We start from the raw sequence: 18,330 nt of genomic DNA, 5'->3' as shown, positions 1-18,330 counted from the left end.
AACCGGCCTTCGGAAGGCGCCGGAACGGGAAGGTCAGTGTCCGCCGGCGGTGGTGGCGGTGGCGGTGCGCTGGCGCACGTAGCCGGTCACGGCGAGGGCCAGTGCCAGGCCGCCGGTGAAGTACAGCTGGACACGGGTGTCGGTGTCGATGGTCATGAGCACGAGGACTCCGGCCACACCGGCCAGCGTCACCCAGGTCAGATACGGGAAGCCCCACATCCGCACCACGAGCTTCTCGGGCGCCTCGCGCTCCAGCCGACGGCGCAGCAGCAGCTGCGAGGCGGCGATGAAGCCCCACACCACCAGGACGACCGCGCCGACCATGTTGAGCAGCCAGGCGAAGACGGTGGTGGGCCACCAGTACGACAGCAGCACGGCGACGAAGCCGAACGCGGACGAGGCGAGCACCGCGCGGCGGGGCACCCCGCCGGAGACCTTGCCCAGGGCCTTGGGGCCCTGGCCGCGGGAGACCAGCGAGTAGGCCATGCGCGAGGAGCCGTAGATGTTGGCGTTCATCGCCGACAGCAGCGCGACGAGCACGACCACGTTCATGATCTGGCCGCCGGCGGGGACGCCGAGGCGGTCGAGGACAGCGGCGTACGGGCCCATCTCCGTGACGGTCTTGTCGTGCCACGGGATGAGCGTGACGATCACCAGCATCGAGCCGACGTAGACGATGCCGATCCGCCACATCGTCGTCTTCACGGCCTTGGCCACGCCGCGGGCCGGGTCCTCGGACTCGGCGGCCGCGATGGTCACGGTCTCCAGGCCGCCGTAGGCGACGACCGAGGCCAGCAGGCCGGTCAGCAGGCCGTCCGCGCCGTTGGGCAGGAAGCCGCCGTCGTGGAGGAGGTGCGCGGTGCCGGGGGAGTGGCTGCCGGGCAGGAGGCCGAAGACGGCGAGGGCGCCGAGGACCAGGAAGAGGGCGATGGCGCCGATCTTCAGGGCGGCGAACCAGAACTCGAACTCGCCGAAGTTCGCGACCGCGCCCAGGTTGGTGCCGCAGAAGAGGGCCATGAAGACCAGCACCCACATCCAGGACGGGGTGCCCGGGAACCAGCCCTGCACGATGTGGGCCGCGCCGATCGCCTCGACCGCCACGCCCACGACCAGCAGGGTCCAGAACATCCAGCCCGCGGTGAAGCCGGCCCACCGGCCGATCGCGCGGTCGGCGTGTACGGAGAAGGAGCCGGAGGCGGGGTTGGCGGCGGACATCTCGCCGAGCATCCGCATCACGAACATCACGAGAAGGCCGGACACGGCGTACGCGAGCACGATCGACGGGCCCGCCGCGGCGATGCCGGCGCCGGAGCCCACGAAGAGGCCCGCGCCGATGACGCCGCCGAGGGCGATCATCGACAGGTGTCGCTGCTTGAGCCCGTTCGACAGGGCGGAGCCCTGCTGCGGGGGGCTCTCCTCCGGCGTGCGGGGAGAGGAAAGTGTCCGGGTCATGGTCAAAGCCTGTCCATAATGCGAGACTGAAGAAGGCTCGAGTATGGACAAGCGAGAGGAAAGGGCGCTCGCCCGTCCGATATACGGACGGTCCGCTCACGCACCGTGATCACTCTGCGGCGGAGGCTTCGCGTCCCTTTGTCCGCTTCCTTCAGCGGCGCACATAACAGCGCGTGGTGGTGCCGCCCGGGAGGGTGTGGATCCGCACGAGGTCGCTGAGGTAGTGCACCAGGAGCAGGCCGCGCCCGCCCGGCCGGTCCGGCGGCGGTGGGCAGCGGCCCGCCAGCGGGTCGCCGATGTGGCCGCCGTCCGCCACCTCCCACACGACGTGTTCGTCCTCGGCCCAGATCCGTACGGTGCCCGAGCCGCCGCCGTGCAGCACGCTGTTGGTGGTCAGCTCGGCGACGGCCAGGGCGAGATCGTCCCGGCGCGAGGGTGCCAGGCCCAGCGCCACGGCGCGCTCGAGGACGAGGTGCCGGGCGGCCGGGAGAAGGTCGCCGTCGAAGACGAACGCGAAGGCGCTGGCACCGGGCGGCGGCGGGAGCGGCCGGTTGTAGGCGGCGATGACGCGGTCGGGGGCGTACGAGCCGCTCGGCGACTCCTCGCCGTCGGCGATGACCACCGGGTGGGTGGCGTACGCGTCCGCCAGCACCTCCGGGGCCAGCCCCGCCACGTCGTACGGGCACAGTATGGTGACCCGCCGGCCGGTGAAGGCGTGGTTGATCAGCGCCTCGTGCTGGACGCAGGCGGGGTACTCCACCGCGGAACGGCCGGCCCAGATCGGCTCACCGACGAGGCGGACGCGCACGCCGGGATGGGCGTCGGCGAAGGCCAGCAGGACCCGGGGGATGATCCGCCCCGGATTGCGCCCGGCCTGCTCCATGTCGAGGAACCGCACCGCCGCGCCGTCCGTGCCCAGCTCTCCGCGCAACTGCTTCAGGTTGTGCGACGGCACGGCCACCGCCACCGGCTCGCCGGCCTCCAGGCCGGCGCGGATGAACGACACATTGGCGGCGAGGTACTCGTACCGGTCCCGGTAGAACAACGCCGGATGTGTGAAGGCCTCGTCCGCGGCCGTCACGTCCCCCACCCGTCACCCCCCGATCGTCGACAAGCCGGACGACGATGTCTCCACGATACGGCGATGCACGACGAGGGGAAGCGGGGACGATGGGACGCGGCGTCATGACGCCGGCACCTTCCGTACGCCACGGCGCCTCACTGTTCACTGTTCGGCGAGCATGTGCGTCCGCAGCCGCGCGAGCGTTCGGCTCAGCAGGCGGGAGACGTGCATCTGGGAGATGCCGAGCCGCGCCCCGATCTGGGACTGCGTCATCTCCTCGCCGAAGCGCATCCGCAGGATCTGCCGCTCCCGGGTGTCGAGCTCGGGCAGCAGCCGCCCCAGGACCTGGATGTTCTCGACCTTCTCCAGGTTCTCGTCCATGGTGCCGAAGCGTTCGACCCACGCCCTGGAGACCGCGCGGGTCCGCTGGGGGGCCTCGTCGTCGGCCGGCATGTCGAGGGAGTTGGCCCGGTAGCCGTTGCTGGCGATCTGGGCCTCGACGACCTGCTCCTCGGACAGGTCCATCACCTCCGCCAGCTCCCTGACGCTGGGGGAGCGGCCGAGCCTGCTGCAGAGCTCGTCGGTGGCCTTGGCCAGCTCGACCCTCAGCTCCTGCAGCCGCCGGGGCACGTGCACCGCCCAGCTGGTGTCGCGGAAGAAGCGCTTGATCTCACCGGTGATGTAGGGAATGGCGAAGGTGGTGAACTCCACCTCCCGGGTGAGGTCGAAGCGGTCGATCGCCTTGATGAGGCCGATCGTGCCGACCTGGACGATGTCCTCCATCTGCTCCGAACGCGCCCGGAAGCGGCCGGAGACGAAGCGGACCAGCGAGAGGTTCATCTCTATGAGGGTGTTGCGCACGTACTGGTACTCGTGCGTGCCCTCCTCGAGGACCGCCAGACGGTCGAGGAACACCTTCGTCAGGGACCGGGCGTCCCGCGGGTCGACGCCGGCCGCGTCCTTGACCTCCGGCAGCCCCTCCGCCCGCCCGTGGTACTCCCGCGGGGAGTCGTTCTCCTCGGCCGTCGTCGACCGGGTCGCCTGTATGGTGCTCACGCGCGCCCTCCTTCGTTCGGCTGTCGGACGTGCGCCTGCCCCCCGCCCCCGCCCCTATTCCGCTGTGGGCGAAAAATTCTCCATGTCCTGTTCGTCATGTCAACGCATCGTGTCCACACGGGGTGGCGACGCGTCAGATCCTGGAGGCGGAGCGGGGTATGAGCGAGGCATGAGCGGGGCATGAGCGGGCACGCCGCCGCCCCCGGCCGGACGAGACCGGGGGCGGCGCGGCGCGCTCCCGTCGCCCGGGGCGCGCGTGCGTACCGAGGGCGGTCAGACCGCGCCGCGCCACTCGCCCGTCTCGATGCCCCGCGACTCGATGAAGGTCTTGAAGCGCTCCAGGTCGCCCTTGGCCTGACGGCGGACGAAACCGAGCTTGTCGCCGAGCGTGTCGACGAGCCCCTCGGGGTCGTGGTCGAACTGCAGCATCACCTTGGTCCGCCCCACGTCCAGATGGTGGAAGGTGACGACGCCCGCCTGCCGGACCTCACCGGCCACGGTCGTCCAGGCCACGCGCTCGTCGGGGATCTGCTCGGTGATCACCGCGTCGAACTCCCGCCGGACGCCGTCCGTCCTGGTCACCCAGTGGGTGAGCGTCGGCGTGCGCTGTTCGACGCGTTCCACGCCCTCCATGAACCGCGGGAACTCCTCGAACTGCGTCCACTGGTTGTACGCCGTGGTCACGGGGACGGCCACCTCGATGGATTCCTCGATCTTCGCCATGATGCCTCTCCTTCGACGTCGGTGACGGTCGGTCACCGGTGCGGCTGCCCTCGATCCCCGCGGTCAGACCTCGGGCGGCCGCTGTTTCCGGCCCGCGCCGCCGGGCAGCCGACGACCTGACGCGCAGGGACGACGCCACTGACGGCGGCCGGAAGCCATTAGGGTGCCCGCATGAAGATCATCGACCTCGCTCCCGGCGACGACCGCCTCATATCCGACCTCCTGCCCGTCCTGCTGCAGCTGCGCCCGCATCTGACGGAAGACCTCTTCCGGCAGGTCTACGAGGAGGGACACGGCCAAGGCCTGCGCTTCACGGCCGCGTACGGTGACGACGGCGTGTGCGTGGGCGCGGCCGGCTGGCGCGTCCTGGTCAACACCGTCGCGCTGCGGGCGCTGTACGTGGACGACCTGGTGACCGCCTCCGACGCGCGCTCCACCGGCGTCGGCCACCACCTCCTGGCGCACCTCCAGGAGCACGCCCGCGAGTCCGGCTGCCATCTGTTCACCCTGGACTCCGGAACCCACCGCACCGACGCCCACCGCTTCTACCTGCGGGAGCGGATGGCCATCTCCGCCTTCCACTTCCAGAAGGACGTCGGCTGACACGACCGCCCCGAAGACCGGCCGGCGCGGGCCCACGCCCGGGCCTGCCGGGCGGCGGGCCGCCCCCGTGAGCCCGTACGGCCGAACGAGGCCGAGCGGCGCGGTGCGCGATCCCTCATGCTGGTCTCGGCGGCCCTGCGCGCCGCACGCGTCGAGGGGGTGACCGCACCGGGGGGCCGACCGAGGGCCGAAGGGCTGAGCACAGTGACGATCAAGACCTTCCTCGAGCCCGGCACGGACCGCCCCCAGGACCTCGCCGCCGCCAGACAGGCCTGCACGACGTCCGGCGGCGCGCCCCCGCGGATCTCCGTCGTCATCCCGGCGCGCGACTGCGGTCCGACGATCGAGGGCGTGGTGCGGCCGGTCGTCGAGGAGCTGATGGCGGCCGGGGCGATCGACGAGGTGCTGGTCGTCAATCACCACTCCATGGACGACACCGCCGAGCGGGCGGCCCGCGCGGGAGCCCGAGTGATCGACTTCTCGTCGGCCGGCCCGATCACCGAGATCCCGGACTCCGGCAAGGGCTCGGTCATGTGGAAGGGCATCTGGGCCAGCGACGGCGACATCGTCGTCTTCATCGACGGCGACCACCTGAGATTCGACTCCTCCAAGGTCTCCCGGCTGATCGGCCCCCTGCTGGGCGACGCCTCGCTCCAGCACGTACGGGCCTTCTACGACCAGTACGGGGGCGGCCGCACCACCGAGGCCATGGCCCGTCCGATGCTGTCCCTGCTGCACCCGGAGCTGGCCGGCATGCGCCAGCCGCTCAGCGGCGAGCACGCCACGCGCCGCGCGACGCTGGCCGAGCTGGTGTTCCCCGTCGGGTGGGGAACGGAGTTCGGGATCCTCGACCAGATCTGCCGCCGCCACGGCGCCGCGGCGATCGGCCAGGTGGACCTTCAGTACAAGGAGCACGTCAAGGGGGACTGGGCGCACATCTCGATGCAGGCCTTCGAGCTGCTCTACGTGGCCATGCGGACGGAGTTCCGCGCGCAGGGCCGCCCGCTGCCGGAGCACTGGGGCAGCGTCGTGCTGACGCCCGGCGACCGTCCCGGCGAGGTCCTCCGGCGCCCCGCCCGGACGGCGGAACTGCCGCCGCTGATGAGCCTTCCGGGCTGGCCGGAGCGGGAGCGGCAGCGCCTCGGTCCGTGATCCGGCCGGCCCGGTGCGGACCCTTGGGTCACGCGACGCCGCGGCCGCCCCGGCCGGCCGCGCCGCGGAGCTCGTCCGCGCTCACCTCGACGAAGCCGGCCGTGCGCGTGGCGGGAAGGCTGCCGTCCGTGTCGACGAGGCTCCTGAGGCCTTCGACGCGCGGGCGTTCCGCCTCGAACTCCTGGACGAAGCCGACCCAGTGGCGCAGGAGGCGGGGAAGGGCGTCGACGTCCGTGAACGACACCTCGCGCAGGAAGGTGGCGCGGAGTTCGGGGTGGGGGAGCGCGTCACTGATGCCGTCGACGGTCCACTGCCTGCCGGTGCTCATCGGGTCCTCCACGCTTTCGCGGCCGGCTGTCACGGTAGCGGATGAAGGGGCCCGGGGCCTCGCCCTCGGGCATGCCCGCCGCCACCGTCGCCGCGGCGCGAGCGCGCCGGTTCAGGCGTGGTCGGTGAGCTGGGTGTAGCCCTTCGCCCGTGCGCAGTGGGCGCAGCAGAAGAACATGCCGTCCGTCTCCAGGCCGTGGCCCAGGATGCGGCATCCGCAGTTGTCGCAGATCGGCGCGAGTTTGTGGGCCGCGCATTCGAAGCTGTCGAAGACGTGCACGGCCCCTGCGGCACGTACCTCGAAGGACAGTTCGTAGTCGTTGCCGCAGACCTCGCACACCGTCATGTCGCTCATTCCTCGCCGCTCTCCCGGTTCGGGGTGCTGTCGCCTCTGGGGCGCTGGGTCGTCAGGATGCAACACGCCGGGTCGCGGAGACCGTCGGCGCCACGACGACGCGGGCACGGGGGCGCGGGCATCGCCCGTCCGGCCTCACCGCCCGTCCGCGGGCGGGCTTCCGCCGTCCTCCTCCGCCCCGTGGGCCGTGCCGGGCACCGGCACGAGCGGGTCACGCCGTTCGATGGCCAGGATGGCCACGTCGTCGCTCACGGATCCCCCGGCGTGGGCGAGCAGATCGCGGTGGACACGATGGACGAGCCGCTGCGGATCGGTCTCCTGCCAGGAGGCGATCCGTTCGGCGAGCGGGTAGAAGCGTCCGTCGGCGTCACGGGTCTCGATGACGCCGTCCGTGTACAGCAGCAGCACATCGCCCACCGCGTAGGGGAAGGACTCGGTCGTGTAGTCGTCCTCCGTCAGGGCGCCGGTCATGCCGAGCGGCAGCGCGGGGTCGGCGACCGCCAGGGCGGTGACCCCGCCCCCGCTCAGCAGCAGCGGGGGAGGGTGACCGCAGTTGATCAACTGGATCAGCGGCCGGTCGTCGGGGATGTCCAGGACCGCCGCGGTGACGAACCGTTCCCCGCTCGCGTCCGGCTCCGTCATCTCCCAGTACGAGGCGTTCTGCAGATGGGCCACCAGCCTGGGCAGCGGAGGGTTGCGGTGCGCCGCCGCGCGGAAGGCGCCGAGCAGCAGGGCGGCGTCCCCGATCGCCGAGAGCCCCTTGCCGCGCACGTCGCCGATCATGACGCGGGTGCCGTGCCGGGTCCGCGCGACGGCGTAGAGGTCGCCGCCCATGCGGGTCTCGGCCTCGGCGGCGAGGTAGACCGACGCGCACGACAGGGGTCCGATGCGGGCGGGGACCGGCCGCAGGAACACCCGCTGGGTCACCTCGGCGACCAGGCGGGCCTGGCTGAGCTGCCGCTCGTGGCCCTCCTGGGTGTGCCGGAAGATCACCAGGAGGACGGAGATGAGGAGCAGGGCGGCGATCTGGGCCTGGTGGTTCGGCGTCGTCAGGCCGCCGTGGAAGACCCCGATGACGACCTGGGCGGTCACGGCCAGGGCCCCGATGACGGCGGTGAGCGCCGCGCCGCCGATGGCGGCGGTGATGGCGGGCGCGGCGACCAGGAGCGGCCCCAGGTGGATGTCCGGGGGTGTCAGCAGATCGACCACCGTGACCAGGGCGATGAGCCCGAGCGGCACCGCGATGAGCGAGCGGCGGCCGAGCGGCCGTCGCCGTCCGGAACCGAACCGTCTCCGCTGAAGGGCCATGGTTCCTGCTTACCTCGTCGGCGCGCTCCCTGCTCACCTGCCTCGACCGTGACCCTCGTCGTCACACGATCCGCGTCGTCGCCGCCGGGGCGGCTCTCCACCTGGGCGCCCCGGCGCGCGGCGGCTACGGTGAACGGGTGGCGGGAACGTGGGCGATCGACGACGTGGGTGTTCTGCGGCTGCCCTCCGGGCGGCTGATCCGGGGCCGGGGGCTGCGCCGGGGCCTTCCGCCCGGCCCGCTCCCCGGCTTCGCCGTCCACCTCCTGGGCAAGCGGCCCCCGGAGGTTCCCTGGGAGTCCCGCTGGCTGCGCTGGCCCGACTTCCGGCTGCCCGCCAGCCCCACGGACGCCCAGGCGGTGCTCGGCGAGGCATGGGCGCGGGCGGGATGCGACCGCGTCGAGATCGCCTGCGGCGGCGGCCGCGGCCGCACGGGCACCGCCCTGGCCTGCCTCGCCGTCCTGGACGGCGTCCCCGCCGACGCGGCGGTGGAGTTCGTACGCCGCCACTACGACCGCCACGCCGTCGAAACGCCCTGGCAGAAGCGCTACGTCCGCCGCTTCGCCGACTGAGCTCCGGGGCCGGCGGACCGGTCAGCGCTTGGCGTAGTCGGCGAAGCCCCGCCAGTCGACGAGGACGCACGGCTCGTCCCCGATGACCCAGGCGTCGTGACCGGGCGGGCAGATCATGTAGTCGCCCGGCCCGAAGTCGTCCTCCTGGCCGTCGTCCATGGCGATGTGCATCCGGCCCGAGATGACGTAGCAGGCGTGGGAGGCCTGGCAGCTGTCGGTCCCGGCGATCGGCTTGATGTGCTGGGTCCAGCGCCAGCCGGGTTCGAAGGTGCCCCTGCCGACGGCGCCGGCACCGGCGTCCACCAGCTCGAGCTTTCCTTTGCCGTCCTCGAAGGGGCGGACTTCCTCGGGCGAATCGAGGCTCTTGCGTACGAGACCGGCCATCGGGCGCTCTCCTCGGTAGCTGATCGGCTGCCTCGAACGTAGTGGCCGCGGCGGCGGGCGGCGAGCCGTGCGCGGCGGGCGGGTGACGGTCCCCGCCCGCCGCGTCCCGGTGCGTTCCCGGGCGTTCCCGGCCGTCAGGCCAGGGCACCCACCAGGATCTTCGCGACCTCGGCGACCAGCTCGTCCTCACCCTTGGCGTCGGCGCTGTGCTTGGTCGTCAGAACGGACAGCACGAGGGGCGAGCCGTCGGGCCTCCAGGCGATGCCCACGTCGTTGTTGGTGCCGTAGCTTCCGGCTCCGGTCTTGTCCCCGAGGGTCCAGCCGGGGCGCAGCGCCTTGCGGAAACGGTCGGCGCTGGTGGTGTTGCCCAGCAGCCACTTCGTCAGCCGCTCGCGGTCCTCGGGCGCGAGGGCGTTGCCGAGGACGAGCCGGGCGTAGGTACGGCCGACGGCGCCGGGGGTCGTGGTGTCCTCGACGCGCCACGGCTCGGCCGAGTTCAGCGTGGGCTCCCAGCGGTCGAGGCGGGTGACAGGGTCTCCGACGGAGCGGCAGAAGCGCGTGACGGCGGTCGGGCCGCCCAGCTCACGGAGCAGCAGGTTGGCGGCGGCGTTGTCGCTCTGCTGGATCGTGGCCTCGCACAGCGCGGCCACGGTCATGCCGTCGGCGATGTGGTCCTTCGTGACCGGCGCATAGACGGCCTTCTTCACGTCGTCCAGGGTGTAGTGGACGCGCTTGGCGAGGAACGTCCCGTCGTGGTCGAGGTCCCGCAGGACGGCCGCGACGGCGAGCGTCTTGAAGACCGAGCACATCGGGAAGCGCTCGTCGGCCCGGTGGCGGACGGTCCGGCCCGTCCTCGGGTCGTACGCGAACACGCCCACGCGCGCGGAGTGCTCACGCTCGAGCCGGCTCAGCCGCCGGCGGATCTCGTCGTCGCCGGGCGTCGACGCGTAGGCCGTGCCGCTCGTGGCGAGGGCGGCGGTCAGCGCCGTTCCCGCGCCGAGCGTCAGCATCGCGCGGCGGGAGAGGGCGCCACGGGCGGTCTGCGGCAGTGGTGTCACGGTCGTACTCTTCTCTGTCGTTACGGCAAAGACGATCTTGAAGACGCCGGCAGTAGACCGTTCAGTTCCACTTGCGCGCTATGACGCCGATGACCGCCCTCGCGAGGAGAGTCCCGATGAGCGAGCCCACCGTTCCCGACCCGGCCTGGTGGCAGGCGGACCCCGACCGCTGGGAACTGCTGGCCTTCGACGGCCGCTACGACGCCGACGGCCTCCCGTACGACGCGGGCTGGAAGGACCGCGAGGAAGTGCTGGACCTGCTCCTCGCGGACCCCGGCCCCTGCTCCGCGGATTTCGCGCGCTTTCTGCTGCGCCAGGAAATCCTCGGTCACGGCCATGCCTGGGGGTACAGCGATCGCATCGGCATGGCGGCCCTGCTCGTCGCCGAACAGCGGCGGATCGAGGACGTCTGGCTGCTGTGGGAGGCGAAGTCCAGAAGCTTCGACACCTTTTGCGGGCTGCCCGATGCCTTCCTCGTCGTCAACGGCGTCGAACGGACCCTGGAGTACATACGCGGAAGTGATGACTCCGGGCGGGACTGGTGTCTCGAGGTCCTCGACGGGATGGCATCGGTCACGGACGAAGCCGTCGCGGAAAAACTCGTCCGCCTACGCGAGTACTACGGCGGGCTCAGGGAACTGCGGAGCGACGGGCCGGCCTGACACCGGACGGCACGCCTTTTGATTCGTTATCAGGAAAGGAATGCGCCCGCAAGCCTCGGTCGGATAGACGAGTGATTGCGCCGACGTCACGATTGAGGTCAGAGGCGAAATTATGTTGATCTGTCGGCCGGTGGGGGACGTAGATTGATCCGCACACGACGGTCCGCGTGAACGCCAAGGAATCCGGCGCGCGGGAGCGTTGTCTCACCGATCGAAAAGAAAGCTGTTCCATGCGTCGCATCACCGTCCGTCGTACCGCCATCGCCGCTTCCGCGATGTCGCTGGCCCTGCTCGCCGGCGCTTGTGGCTCCAAGGAGTCCGAGGCGAAGGACGAGCCCAAGGCCAAGGCCTCCGCCGGCGCGCCCGCCGCCCCGGCCGGGAAGGCCCTGTCGCAGGCCGAGCTGGAGAAGCTCGCGCTGGCCGAGAGCGACCTTCCGGGCCTCAAGGTCGCCGGCGCCACCAAGGCGGACACCGAGTCGACCAAGGCCATGGGCAGCGACAAGGCCGAGTGCAAGCCGCTGGTCGACGTCATGGCGATGCGCGGTGCCGGCAAGCCCGGCGCGACCGTGACCCGCAAGGCCATGAAGATGCCCGCGAAGCCGGCCGAGGGCGCCTCGGCCGAGGAGAAGATGAAGGCCGGCCTCGGCGCGCTCGGCACCACCGTCACGGCCGCCACGCTGGGCTCGCACGAGGGCCAGGGCGCGGCGGACGCCGTGGCCGCGGTGAAGAAGGCGGGTGCGGCCTGCGCCGGCGGCTTCGCCATGACGGCCGACGGTGAGAAGACGAAGTTCACCAAGGTCGAGCCCCTCTCCCTCACGGCGGGCGACGAGTCCGTGGCCTTCACCTTCGCCATGGAGGCGGAGGGCGGCGAGTCCGCCACCACCCACATGGTGGTGGCCCGCAAGGGCGGTACGGTCGCCTCCTTCTACTCCCTGAGCCTGGCCGGCAAGGCGGAGCAGCCCAAGGACGTCGTCGACGCCCAGATGAAGAAGCTCGGCTGAGCCTTCCGGCGAACGCCGCGGCAGGCCGGGCCCGTACGGGGGCCCGGCCTGCCGCGGTGCGTTCCGGGGCCGTCGCTCAGCCCCGGACGCGCACCCCGTACCGGGTGCGCAGGACGCGCACCTCCCAGTACGAGACGGCCGTGACCGACAGGGGGCCGCCGAGGAAGGCCGCGATCTGCACGGGCAGCGGCCCGTTGGGCAGGCCGTCGCCGAGCTGGACGAGGTTGAGCACCCACACGAGGACGGTGGTGAGCACGGCCGGCAGCGCGGCGTGCACGTCGGCGGTGTTGAAGGCGTAGCGGGCGGCGGGACCCGAGGCGGAGAAGAGGAAGCACGCCGACCAGACCAGATACGGAACCCCGACGACCAGGGTGAGCAGCCCGACCAGCATCTGGACGGCGACGACGTCCTCCATCAGCTTCAGCAGCCCGCCCAGGCCGAGGAACCCGCCGACGGCGAGGGCGGGAACGCCCAGGTACCAGCCGATGGCCTTGAGGGGGTAGCGCAGGCGTGAGCGGAGCAACGCCCGGTGCCGCGGCGGCGCGTACCAGATGAAGCCGACGATGACGAGCGGCCCCACCAGTATCAGGATCAGCGGGGCGAGGAACAGCTTGGTGAGCCCGTCCGCGAACACCGCGCTCCAGCCGCCGTCCACGCCGTAGACGGATATCAGCGCGAACGTCGTCAGCAGGCCGGCGATCGCGCGTGCCTTTTGCACGCGGCCTATGACGGGATCGCTCACCCGGCCCGTGCTGGGAGCCGCGAAGATGGCGACGGCCCGGGCGCGGGCGTGCCGGGCGGACCCCCATGCGGGGTTTCCCCGGATTCCCGCGGTCTGGTCTCTGAGCGCCATCGAGGCGTCCTCCCCTGTGAAGATCGATCTCGGGGGAGTTTATCGAGGGCCGCCGAGCCCTCCTCCGGCCCTCGCGCAGCAATATCGAAGATGCCCTTCCGCTCAGCGGCATGTGATCATTCCAGAGGATCCAAAACGGACGGAATAGCGGAAGTGCCGCCAGCCGCCCGTGAGTTCTCGTTTCCGACCACTCGGATGGGAAGGGACAACGACGCCATGGTGAATTTCAGGACCGGACCGTTACCCGGACTGGGCGCGGCCGCCGCGCTGGCCCTCGGCCTCTCCATCGCGGCCCAGGCCCCCGCGCTCGCCGTCAAGGCCGCACAGATCACGGTCACCCCGTCGGAGAACCTCAACGACGGCCAGAGCGTCACCGTCTCGGTGACCGGCGCCCAGCCCGGCGCGGAGTACTTCGTCGGGCAGTGCGCCAAGGTCAACGGAGCCGACGCCTGCAACTGGGGCAGCGCCACCCCCTATCGCACCGACGACAAGGGCGCCGCCACCTTCCAGCTCGTGGTGAACAAGGCGTTCCAGGGCAAGTCGCCCACCACCGGCGAGATCGTCGGGCCCGTCGACTGCGCCGCCGTCCAGTGCTACGTCGACTCGGGCGGACCGAACGAGCACATCGGCCAGGTACGGCTGAGCTTCGCCGGATAACGCCCCGCAGGACCGGTGGGTACGGGCAGAGGCCGCGTACCCACCACCGTTCCCGGGCGAGGCGGCGGCTAGCGGCGCCCGGACCGTGCCAGGGCCTCCCGCACGGCCTCCTCGGTACGCCCCACCACGGCCGAGCCGTCGTCCGCCGTGATGATCGGCCGCTGGATCAGCTTCGGATGCCGGGTCAGGGCCTCCACCCACCGCTCCCGGGAACCCTCCTCGCGAGGCCAGTCCTTCATCCCGAGCTCCTTGGCCTCGGCCTCCGTGGTCCGGGTGATGTCCCACGGCTCCAGCCCGAGCCGGCCGAGCACCGCACGGATCTCCTCCGCGCTCGGCACGTCGTCGAGGTAACGCCGGACCGTGTAGCCGGCGCCCTCCGCGTCGAGCAGCGTGAGGGCGCTGCGGCACTTCGAACAGGCGGGGTTGATCCAGATCTCCATGGCCCTACGGTAACCGCCGGCTCGCGCCCCACCCGCCCGGGGCCGTGCCCGCCGCGTACCCCCCGCGCATGACCGTACGGGTCCTGGGTAGCCGAGCCCTCGCCCCGGTCAGGGCGGCCGGGGCGGGAGGAGAGAACCCGTGGTGATGGCTCACCCTGCGGTGCTGACCAAACTGATCGAGGAGTACGAGGAACTCCGCGCGCTGTACCGGGGCGAGGGCGGTGAGCAGGTACGGCAGCGCATGGACGACGTCGCCTACACCCTGTGCGTCTCCACCGGCACGCGCGACGTGGACGCCGCGGTCGTCGCCGCCCGGCGGCAGCTGGCCTGACGGACCGGGGGCCGCGCCGCCCGCGGCCTCCGCCGTGCCGGGGCCGGCGCCCCCGAGGGGCAGCGGTTCACCGGTCGAGCTCGGTGAACCGCTCCACGGCCGCCGTCCTGCCGGTGACGACGATGATGTCACCGTGCTCGACGACCGTTTCGGCGGTGGCGTGGGTGAAGTCCTCGCCGGGCCGCTTGATTCCGACGACCGTCACCCCGTACTTGCCGCGCACCCGGCTCTCGCCCAGCGGCATCCCGGTGACGGCCCCCGGGGCGGCGGTCTTCACCAGGGCGTAGTCGTCGTCGAACTGGATGAAGTCCATCATCCGCCCGGTCACCAGATGCGCCACCCGCTCGCCCATGTCATGTTCGGGAAGCACCACATGGTGGGCGCCGAGCCTTTCCAGGATGCGGCCGTGCTGCCGGCTGACCGCCTTGGCCCAGACGTTGGGCACCTCGGCCTCCAGCAGGTTCGACGTCGTCATGATGCTCGCCTCGACGTCGGAGCCGATGGCGACCACGGTGCTGGTGAACTCGTGCACGCCGAGTTGCTGGAGCACCACCGGGTCCGTGCAGTCGGCCGCCACCGCGTGGGTGATCACGTCGCTCAGCTTCTGGACCCGCACCGGGTCGTGGTCCACACCGAGGACGTCCCAGCCGCGCCGCATCAGTTCACGGCACAGCGAATCGCCGAACCGCCCGAGTCCGATCACGACGACCTGCTGGCCGGCCGGGGGCTGGGGGCGCCGCGCGGTGCGCTTGTCACGGCGCGCTCTGAGGGGAGCTCTGAGGGGGTGCAGGTAGTCAGCCAATGACGGGTCGCTCCTTCGGTAGCTCGTAGCGGCGCAGGCGTTCGCGCAGCGCCAGCGCCGACACCAACGTGACCGGCCCGAGCCGGCCGACGAACATCAGCGCGATGAGGATGAGCTTTCCGGCGGTGGACAGCCCCGGGGTGATGCCGGTGGACAGGCCCACCGTCCCGAACGCCGAGACGACTTCGAACAGCACCGCCGAGAGGGACTTCCCCGAGACGGTGAGCAGCGCGAGGGTCGCCACGATCACCAGCCCGATGCTCAGCAGGGCGACGGTCAGGGCCTGGCGCAGGACGGACGGCGCGAGGCGCCGTCGCATCACCTCGGCGGCGGGTTCGCCGCGCACCTCGGCGAACATGGCGGCGGCCAGGACGGCGAAGGTGGTGACCTTGATCCCGCCGGCGGTGCCCGCGCTTCCCCCTCCGATGTACATCAGCACGCAGGTGGCCAGGAGCGTCGACGGCCGCATGGCGCCGATGTCGAGGGTGTTGAAGCCGGCCGTACGGCTCACCGCCGAGTGGAAGAACCCGTTGAGGACCTTCTCGTCCCAGTCGAAGGGGCGCAGCGTGCCGGGGTTGGTCCACTCCAGCAGGCACGTCAGCGCGGTGCCCGTCGCCAGCAGCACCACGGAGGTGAGCACCGTGAGCTTGGTGTGGAGCGACCAGTTGCGCTTGCCTTGAGTCCGTCTGCGGCGCCGGTGGCGCAGCACCTCGAGCAGGACGGGGAAGCCGAGGCCGCCGATGATCACGGTGAACGCCACCGGCAGGGTCACCCACGGGTCCTCGGCGTAGGGGACGAGGTTGTCGGGTCTCAGCCCGAAACCGGCGTTGTTGAACGCCGAGACGGCGTGGAAGAGGCCGAGGTAGGCGGCGTCCCCCAGGCCCCGCCCATAGGCGAGGAAGAGCCGCAGCGCGAGCAGCGTGCTCACCGCGGCCTCGACGGTCAGCGTGATCACGGCGACGCCGACCAGGACGCGCCGTACGTCCCCGAGGCCCAGGCTCTTCGTCTCCGCCTGCGCCGTCAGCCGCATCCGCAGCCGCAGCTTTCCGGAGATCAGCAGCGCCAGCAGCGAGGCCATGGTCATGATGCCGAAGCCGCCGAGCTGGATCAGGGCGATGATCACGCCCTCGCCGAAGCCGCTCCAGTACGTTCCGGTGTCGACGACGACCAGCCCGGTCACACAGGCGGCGGAGGTCGAGGTGAACAGGGCGGTGACGAAGTCCGCACCGCGCGGGCCCTCTGTCGCGACCGGCAGCATCAGCAGCAGCGCGCCACCCGCGATCACCAGGGCGAAGGCGCCCACGAGGGTCCGTGCGGGATGGATGGTCAGCAGCCACCGCAGGAGCTGCGCCGTGTGCCCTGCCACCCGCCGACCTCCCGCCATGATCGGCCTGATATTGCCGAATATCTGACGAAAAGGTACCCGGGGATCCGCTCACGACCGGGTCACCCCGCCGATCGGCGGGATCCGGCTCGCCGGACGAGTGCCGGCGATCAGCCGGCCCGGTGAACGTGCCCGCCCGGATCGGGCTACGGCTTGTTCAGGTAGGTGAGGACGGCGCGGACGCGGCGGTTGGTGTCGTCGTCGTCCATGATGCCGAGCTTGCCGAACAGGGAGGTGGTGTACTTGCCGATGGCGCTCTCGCTGAGGAAGAGGCGGCGGCCGATGGCCTGGTTGGACAGTCCCTCGGCCATGAGGCCCAGCACGGAGTGCTCACGTTCGGTGAGTTGGCCGAGTCCCCGGTTCGGGGAACCGTTGGAGAGCAGTCTCGCGATGACGGCCGGGTCCATGGCGGTCCCGCCGCCCGCGACGCGCTCCAGGGCGTCGATGAACTGGTCGGCGTCGAACACGCTCTCCTTGAGGAGGTAGCCGACGCCGCCGGAGCCGTCGGCCAGGAGCTCGCGGGCGTAGAGCTGCTCGACGTGCTGGGAGAGGATGAGGACCGGCAGCCCGGGTATCTCGCCGCGGGCGGCGAGTGCCGCCCGCAGGCCCTCGTCCGACTGGTGCGGCGGCATACGAACGTCGATGACGGACACGTCCGGACGCCATGTCCGCAGCGCGTCGAGCGTCTCGGGTCCGGTGGCGGCCGTCGCCACCACCTGGTGCCCGTACGCCTCGATCAGGCGGACCATCCCGTCGCGCAGGAGGTAGAGGTCTTCGGCTACAAGGATTCGCATGGCACCGTCATCCTGACATGGGTAGGGCCGCCCGGCGGGCTGGTGATCTCCAGGATGCCGTCGAAGACCGCGAGGCGGCGGCGCAGCCCCGCGAGCCCGCCGTCGGCCCGCACGTCGGCCCCGCCCCGGCCGTCGTCCTCGACCTCGACGACGAGGCCGGTCTCGTCCCTGGCGAGGCGGACGCGCGCCCGCGACGCATGGGCGTGCTTGACCGCGTTGGTCAGCAGCTCGGCGACGCCGAAGTAGACGGCGGACTCGATCGGCGGGTCCAGGCGCAGCGGGGCGCCGGCGCCGACGGCCACGTCGAGGGGGACGTCCAGAGCGAGGGCACGGACGGCGTCGACGAGTCCCCGCTCGTTCAGCACCGGCGGGCTGATGCCCCGGATCAGCTCGCGGAGCTCAGTCAGCGAGGCGGTGGCGCCGGCCCGCGCGTCCCGCATCAGCGCCCTGGCCTGGTCGGGGTGGGTCTCCATCAGTTTTTCTGCGGTCGCCAGGGAGAGCCCGAGCGCGACCAGGCGGGCCTGCGCGCCGTCGTGCAGGTCCCGCTCGATCCGGCGGATCTCGGCGGCCTGCGCGACCGTCGCGTCCGCGCGCTGGGCGGTCAGCTCCTCCACCCGGTCCGCCAGCGCCATCGCGGACGACGGGCGCAGGAAGCGGACGGCCACCGGCTCGACGGTCCGCCAGGCGTACGGGGCGGAGGCGACGGCCACGACCAGGCCGAGCGCCCCGACGAGGCGCCCGGCGGGCACCGGCAGGCGGAGCGCGAGAACCGCCGAGGCCGCCGCGGCCGGCGGGAAGGCGGCGACCACTCCCGCGGTGAGCGGCGCGATCCCCGTGAACCGAAGGTCACGCCAGGTGGCCGGGTCGCCCCACCACGTCCGCCACTTCTGATCCATGATGGCGTCCCGGCGGCTGCGCTCGTAGCCGAAGCCGTTCCACCAGTACCCGGTGGACATCCGCGTCACCGGCCCGGCCTGCCGGTATCCGGCGGGGATGACGGTGGCGGTCCACCGCGCGACGAGGAAGCGGATCATCCGGCAGACCGGGCGGGACAGGGCGAGCGTGCCCACGCACACCAGCACGAACGGCGCTGTCCACGACCACGGGTTGCCCGCGCCCCACCAGATCCCCAGCGCCACGGCGGCGGCCCACACGGCCGGGACCAGCATGCTCACGGCCGCTACGACGCACGCCTGCACGAACCCCACGCCGGCGCGCGCCACCCACGAACCCAGCTGTCTCATGACTCTTCCTCCGCTTGCCGTTCGGTGCTCCCACTGTGCACCGCGCGGAGCCCGCCACCGCCCCGGTCGGTCAGGGAGTGGGGCTAGCCCCACCCACCCGTGGGTCCAGGCC

The 18,330-nt window shown here is 71.7% G+C and carries 22 protein-coding genes; 7 read left to right on the top strand and 15 right to left on the bottom strand.

Translation table 11 applies throughout. The features are described from left to right. Positions 1–33 precede the first annotated feature (33 nt). The 4 genes from AB4K12_RS19615 to AB4K12_RS19600 form a co-directional block, all read right to left on the bottom strand. Positions 34–1,452, bottom strand: a complete 1,419-nt coding sequence (locus AB4K12_RS19615) for an amino acid permease (RefSeq protein WP_368435392.1) — start codon at positions 1,450–1,452, stop codon at positions 34–36. Positions 1,453–1,603: 151 nt separating this feature from the next. Further along, positions 1,604–2,533, bottom strand: coding sequence for an anti-sigma factor RsbA family regulatory protein (locus AB4K12_RS19610; RefSeq protein WP_368435391.1), 930 nt, complete (start codon positions 2,531–2,533; stop codon positions 1,604–1,606). 144 nt (positions 2,534–2,677) lie between these two features. Then, a complete protein-coding gene (locus AB4K12_RS19605; RefSeq protein ID WP_368435692.1) occupies positions 2,678–3,490 on the bottom strand; it encodes a SigB/SigF/SigG family RNA polymerase sigma factor in 813 nt (270 codons plus the stop codon). A gap of 354 nt (positions 3,491–3,844) precedes the next feature. Further along, on the bottom strand, positions 3,845–4,294 hold the full coding sequence (locus AB4K12_RS19600; RefSeq protein WP_368435390.1) for an SRPBCC family protein: 450 nt from the start codon (positions 4,292–4,294) through the stop codon (positions 3,845–3,847). A 171-nt stretch (positions 4,295–4,465) separates the two neighbouring features. Here AB4K12_RS19600 and AB4K12_RS19595 point away from each other — a divergent pair, with 171 nt between their 5' ends. Both AB4K12_RS19595 and AB4K12_RS19590 read left to right on the top strand, forming a co-directional pair. Further along, positions 4,466–4,897 carry a GNAT family N-acetyltransferase gene (locus AB4K12_RS19595; protein ID WP_368435389.1) on the top strand — a complete coding sequence of 144 codons (432 nt, stop codon included), beginning with the start codon at positions 4,466–4,468 and terminating at the stop codon, positions 4,895–4,897. A gap of 204 nt (positions 4,898–5,101) precedes the next feature. Further along, a complete protein-coding gene (locus tag AB4K12_RS19590; RefSeq protein ID WP_368435388.1) occupies positions 5,102–6,049 on the top strand; it encodes a glycosyltransferase in 948 nt (315 codons plus the stop codon). 28 nt (positions 6,050–6,077) lie between these two features. On the opposite strand, the gene AB4K12_RS19585 is transcribed toward AB4K12_RS19590, so the two are convergent. The 3 genes from AB4K12_RS19585 to AB4K12_RS19575 all read right to left on the bottom strand — a co-directional run bounded on the left by AB4K12_RS19585 (position 6,078) and on the right by AB4K12_RS19575 (position 8,039). Further along, the gene (locus AB4K12_RS19585) at positions 6,078–6,377 is read right to left on the bottom strand and encodes a hypothetical protein (protein ID WP_368435387.1); all 300 of its coding nucleotides are present in this window, start codon (positions 6,375–6,377) and stop codon (positions 6,078–6,080) included. A 111-nt stretch (positions 6,378–6,488) separates the two neighbouring features. Continuing rightward, entirely contained in the window at positions 6,489–6,722 is a 234-nt protein-coding gene (locus tag AB4K12_RS19580) for a hypothetical protein (RefSeq protein ID WP_086572687.1), read from the bottom strand. 144 nt (positions 6,723–6,866) lie between these two features. Beyond that, positions 6,867–8,039, bottom strand: coding sequence for a PP2C family protein-serine/threonine phosphatase (locus AB4K12_RS19575; RefSeq protein WP_368435386.1), 1,173 nt, complete (start codon positions 8,037–8,039; stop codon positions 6,867–6,869). Between the two features lie 137 nt (positions 8,040–8,176). On the opposite strand from AB4K12_RS19575, the gene AB4K12_RS19570 reads away from it, so the two are divergent. Next, entirely contained in the window at positions 8,177–8,608 is a 432-nt protein-coding gene (locus AB4K12_RS19570; RefSeq protein WP_368435385.1) for a protein phosphatase, read from the top strand. Between the two features lie 21 nt (positions 8,609–8,629). Here AB4K12_RS19570 and AB4K12_RS19565 read toward each other — a convergent pair whose 3' ends face one another. Together AB4K12_RS19565 and bla are read right to left on the bottom strand one after the other, a co-directional pair. Then, complete coding sequence (locus AB4K12_RS19565) at positions 8,630–8,992, bottom strand: cupin domain-containing protein (RefSeq protein WP_368435384.1); 363 nt, start codon at positions 8,990–8,992, stop codon at positions 8,630–8,632. A gap of 134 nt (positions 8,993–9,126) precedes the next feature. After that, positions 9,127–10,002, bottom strand: a complete 876-nt coding sequence (bla, locus tag AB4K12_RS19560) for a class A beta-lactamase (protein ID WP_368435691.1) — start codon at positions 10,000–10,002, stop codon at positions 9,127–9,129. Between the two features lie 164 nt (positions 10,003–10,166). Between bla and AB4K12_RS19555 the strand changes: the two genes are divergently transcribed. Together AB4K12_RS19555 and AB4K12_RS19550 are read left to right on the top strand one after the other, a co-directional pair. Further along, the gene (locus AB4K12_RS19555) at positions 10,167–10,712 is read left to right on the top strand and encodes a hypothetical protein (RefSeq protein WP_368435383.1); all 546 of its coding nucleotides are present in this window, start codon (positions 10,167–10,169) and stop codon (positions 10,710–10,712) included. Between the two features lie 230 nt (positions 10,713–10,942). Next, complete coding sequence (locus AB4K12_RS19550) at positions 10,943–11,713, top strand: hypothetical protein (protein ID WP_368435382.1); 771 nt, start codon at positions 10,943–10,945, stop codon at positions 11,711–11,713. Positions 11,714–11,789: 76 nt separating this feature from the next. Here the strand turns inward: AB4K12_RS19550 and AB4K12_RS19545 are convergent, their stop codons facing one another. Beyond that, the gene (locus AB4K12_RS19545) at positions 11,790–12,566 is read right to left on the bottom strand and encodes a hypothetical protein (RefSeq protein ID WP_368435381.1); all 777 of its coding nucleotides are present in this window, start codon (positions 12,564–12,566) and stop codon (positions 11,790–11,792) included. Positions 12,567–12,782: 216 nt separating this feature from the next. Here AB4K12_RS19545 and AB4K12_RS19540 point away from each other — a divergent pair, with 216 nt between their 5' ends. Further along, positions 12,783–13,223 carry an enediyne antibiotic chromoprotein gene (locus tag AB4K12_RS19540; protein WP_368435380.1) on the top strand — a complete coding sequence of 147 codons (441 nt, stop codon included), beginning with the start codon at positions 12,783–12,785 and terminating at the stop codon, positions 13,221–13,223. 68 nt (positions 13,224–13,291) lie between these two features. On the opposite strand, the gene AB4K12_RS19535 is transcribed toward AB4K12_RS19540, so the two are convergent. Next, positions 13,292–13,663, bottom strand: coding sequence for an arsenate reductase family protein (locus tag AB4K12_RS19535; protein ID WP_207246397.1), 372 nt, complete (start codon positions 13,661–13,663; stop codon positions 13,292–13,294). Between the two features lie 139 nt (positions 13,664–13,802). On the opposite strand from AB4K12_RS19535, the gene AB4K12_RS19530 reads away from it, so the two are divergent. Next, positions 13,803–13,994, top strand: coding sequence for a DUF5133 domain-containing protein (locus AB4K12_RS19530; protein WP_362255990.1), 192 nt, complete (start codon positions 13,803–13,805; stop codon positions 13,992–13,994). A 67-nt stretch (positions 13,995–14,061) separates the two neighbouring features. On the opposite strand, the gene AB4K12_RS19525 is transcribed toward AB4K12_RS19530, so the two are convergent. The 4 genes from AB4K12_RS19525 to AB4K12_RS19510 form a co-directional block, all read right to left on the bottom strand. After that, positions 14,062–14,796: a TrkA family potassium uptake protein gene (locus tag AB4K12_RS19525; RefSeq protein WP_368435379.1), complete on the bottom strand. Its 735-nt coding sequence runs from the start codon at positions 14,794–14,796 to the stop codon at positions 14,062–14,064. Beyond that, complete coding sequence (locus AB4K12_RS19520; protein WP_368435378.1) at positions 14,789–16,162, bottom strand: TrkH family potassium uptake protein; 1,374 nt, start codon at positions 16,160–16,162, stop codon at positions 14,789–14,791. The genes AB4K12_RS19525 and AB4K12_RS19520 overlap by 8 nt, the downstream gene beginning before the upstream one ends. A 164-nt stretch (positions 16,163–16,326) precedes the next feature. After that, positions 16,327–16,974 (bottom strand): response regulator, encoded by a 648-nt coding sequence (locus tag AB4K12_RS19515; protein ID WP_368435377.1) that lies wholly within the window; start codon positions 16,972–16,974, stop codon positions 16,327–16,329. Then, positions 16,959–18,218, bottom strand: a complete 1,260-nt coding sequence (locus AB4K12_RS19510; RefSeq protein WP_368435376.1) for a sensor histidine kinase — start codon at positions 18,216–18,218, stop codon at positions 16,959–16,961. Before AB4K12_RS19510 ends, AB4K12_RS19515 begins: the two co-directional genes overlap by 16 nt. Between the last annotated feature and the right edge of the window lie 112 nt (positions 18,219–18,330).

Origin of the sequence: Streptomyces sp. C36 (assembly GCF_040932295.1) — a bacterium.
GTDB lineage: Bacteria > Actinomycetota > Actinomycetes > Streptomycetales > Streptomycetaceae > Streptomyces > Streptomyces triculaminicus.
Note: the sequence above shows the minus strand (reverse complement) of the source record. Positions and strands in the feature narration are given on the sequence as shown.

Bases quoted from the DNA above. Each gene is read 5' to 3' on its own strand.
- AB4K12_RS19580 (WP_086572687.1), bottom strand. From the start codon at position 6,722: ATGACGGTGTGCGAGGTCTGCGGCAACGACTACGAACTGTCCTTCGAG.
- AB4K12_RS19510 (WP_368435376.1), bottom strand. From the start codon at position 18,218: ATGAGACAGCTGGGTTCGTGGGTGGCGCGCGCCGGCGTGGGGTTCGTG.
- AB4K12_RS19615 (WP_368435392.1), bottom strand. From the start codon at position 1,452: ATGACCCGGACACTTTCCTCTCCCCGCACGCCGGAGGAGAGCCCCCCG.
- AB4K12_RS19585 (WP_368435387.1), bottom strand. From the start codon at position 6,377: ATGAGCACCGGCAGGCAGTGGACCGTCGACGGCATCAGTGACGCGCTC.
- AB4K12_RS19575 (WP_368435386.1), bottom strand. From the start codon at position 8,039: ATGGCCCTTCAGCGGAGACGGTTCGGTTCCGGACGGCGACGGCCGCTC.
- AB4K12_RS19550 (WP_368435382.1), top strand. From the start codon at position 10,943: ATGCGTCGCATCACCGTCCGTCGTACCGCCATCGCCGCTTCCGCGATG.
- AB4K12_RS19595 (WP_368435389.1), top strand. From the start codon at position 4,466: ATGAAGATCATCGACCTCGCTCCCGGCGACGACCGCCTCATATCCGAC.
- AB4K12_RS19555 (WP_368435383.1), top strand. From the start codon at position 10,167: ATGAGCGAGCCCACCGTTCCCGACCCGGCCTGGTGGCAGGCGGACCCC.
- AB4K12_RS19515 (WP_368435377.1), bottom strand. From the start codon at position 16,974: ATGCGAATCCTTGTAGCCGAAGACCTCTACCTCCTGCGCGACGGGATG.
- AB4K12_RS19545 (WP_368435381.1), bottom strand. From the start codon at position 12,566: ATGGCGCTCAGAGACCAGACCGCGGGAATCCGGGGAAACCCCGCATGG.
- AB4K12_RS19600 (WP_368435390.1), bottom strand. From the start codon at position 4,294: ATGGCGAAGATCGAGGAATCCATCGAGGTGGCCGTCCCCGTGACCACG.
- AB4K12_RS19565 (WP_368435384.1), bottom strand. From the start codon at position 8,992: ATGGCCGGTCTCGTACGCAAGAGCCTCGATTCGCCCGAGGAAGTCCGC.
- AB4K12_RS19540 (WP_368435380.1), top strand. From the start codon at position 12,783: ATGGTGAATTTCAGGACCGGACCGTTACCCGGACTGGGCGCGGCCGCC.
- AB4K12_RS19535 (WP_207246397.1), bottom strand. From the start codon at position 13,663: ATGGAGATCTGGATCAACCCCGCCTGTTCGAAGTGCCGCAGCGCCCTC.
- bla (WP_368435691.1), bottom strand. From the start codon at position 10,002: ATGCTGACGCTCGGCGCGGGAACGGCGCTGACCGCCGCCCTCGCCACG.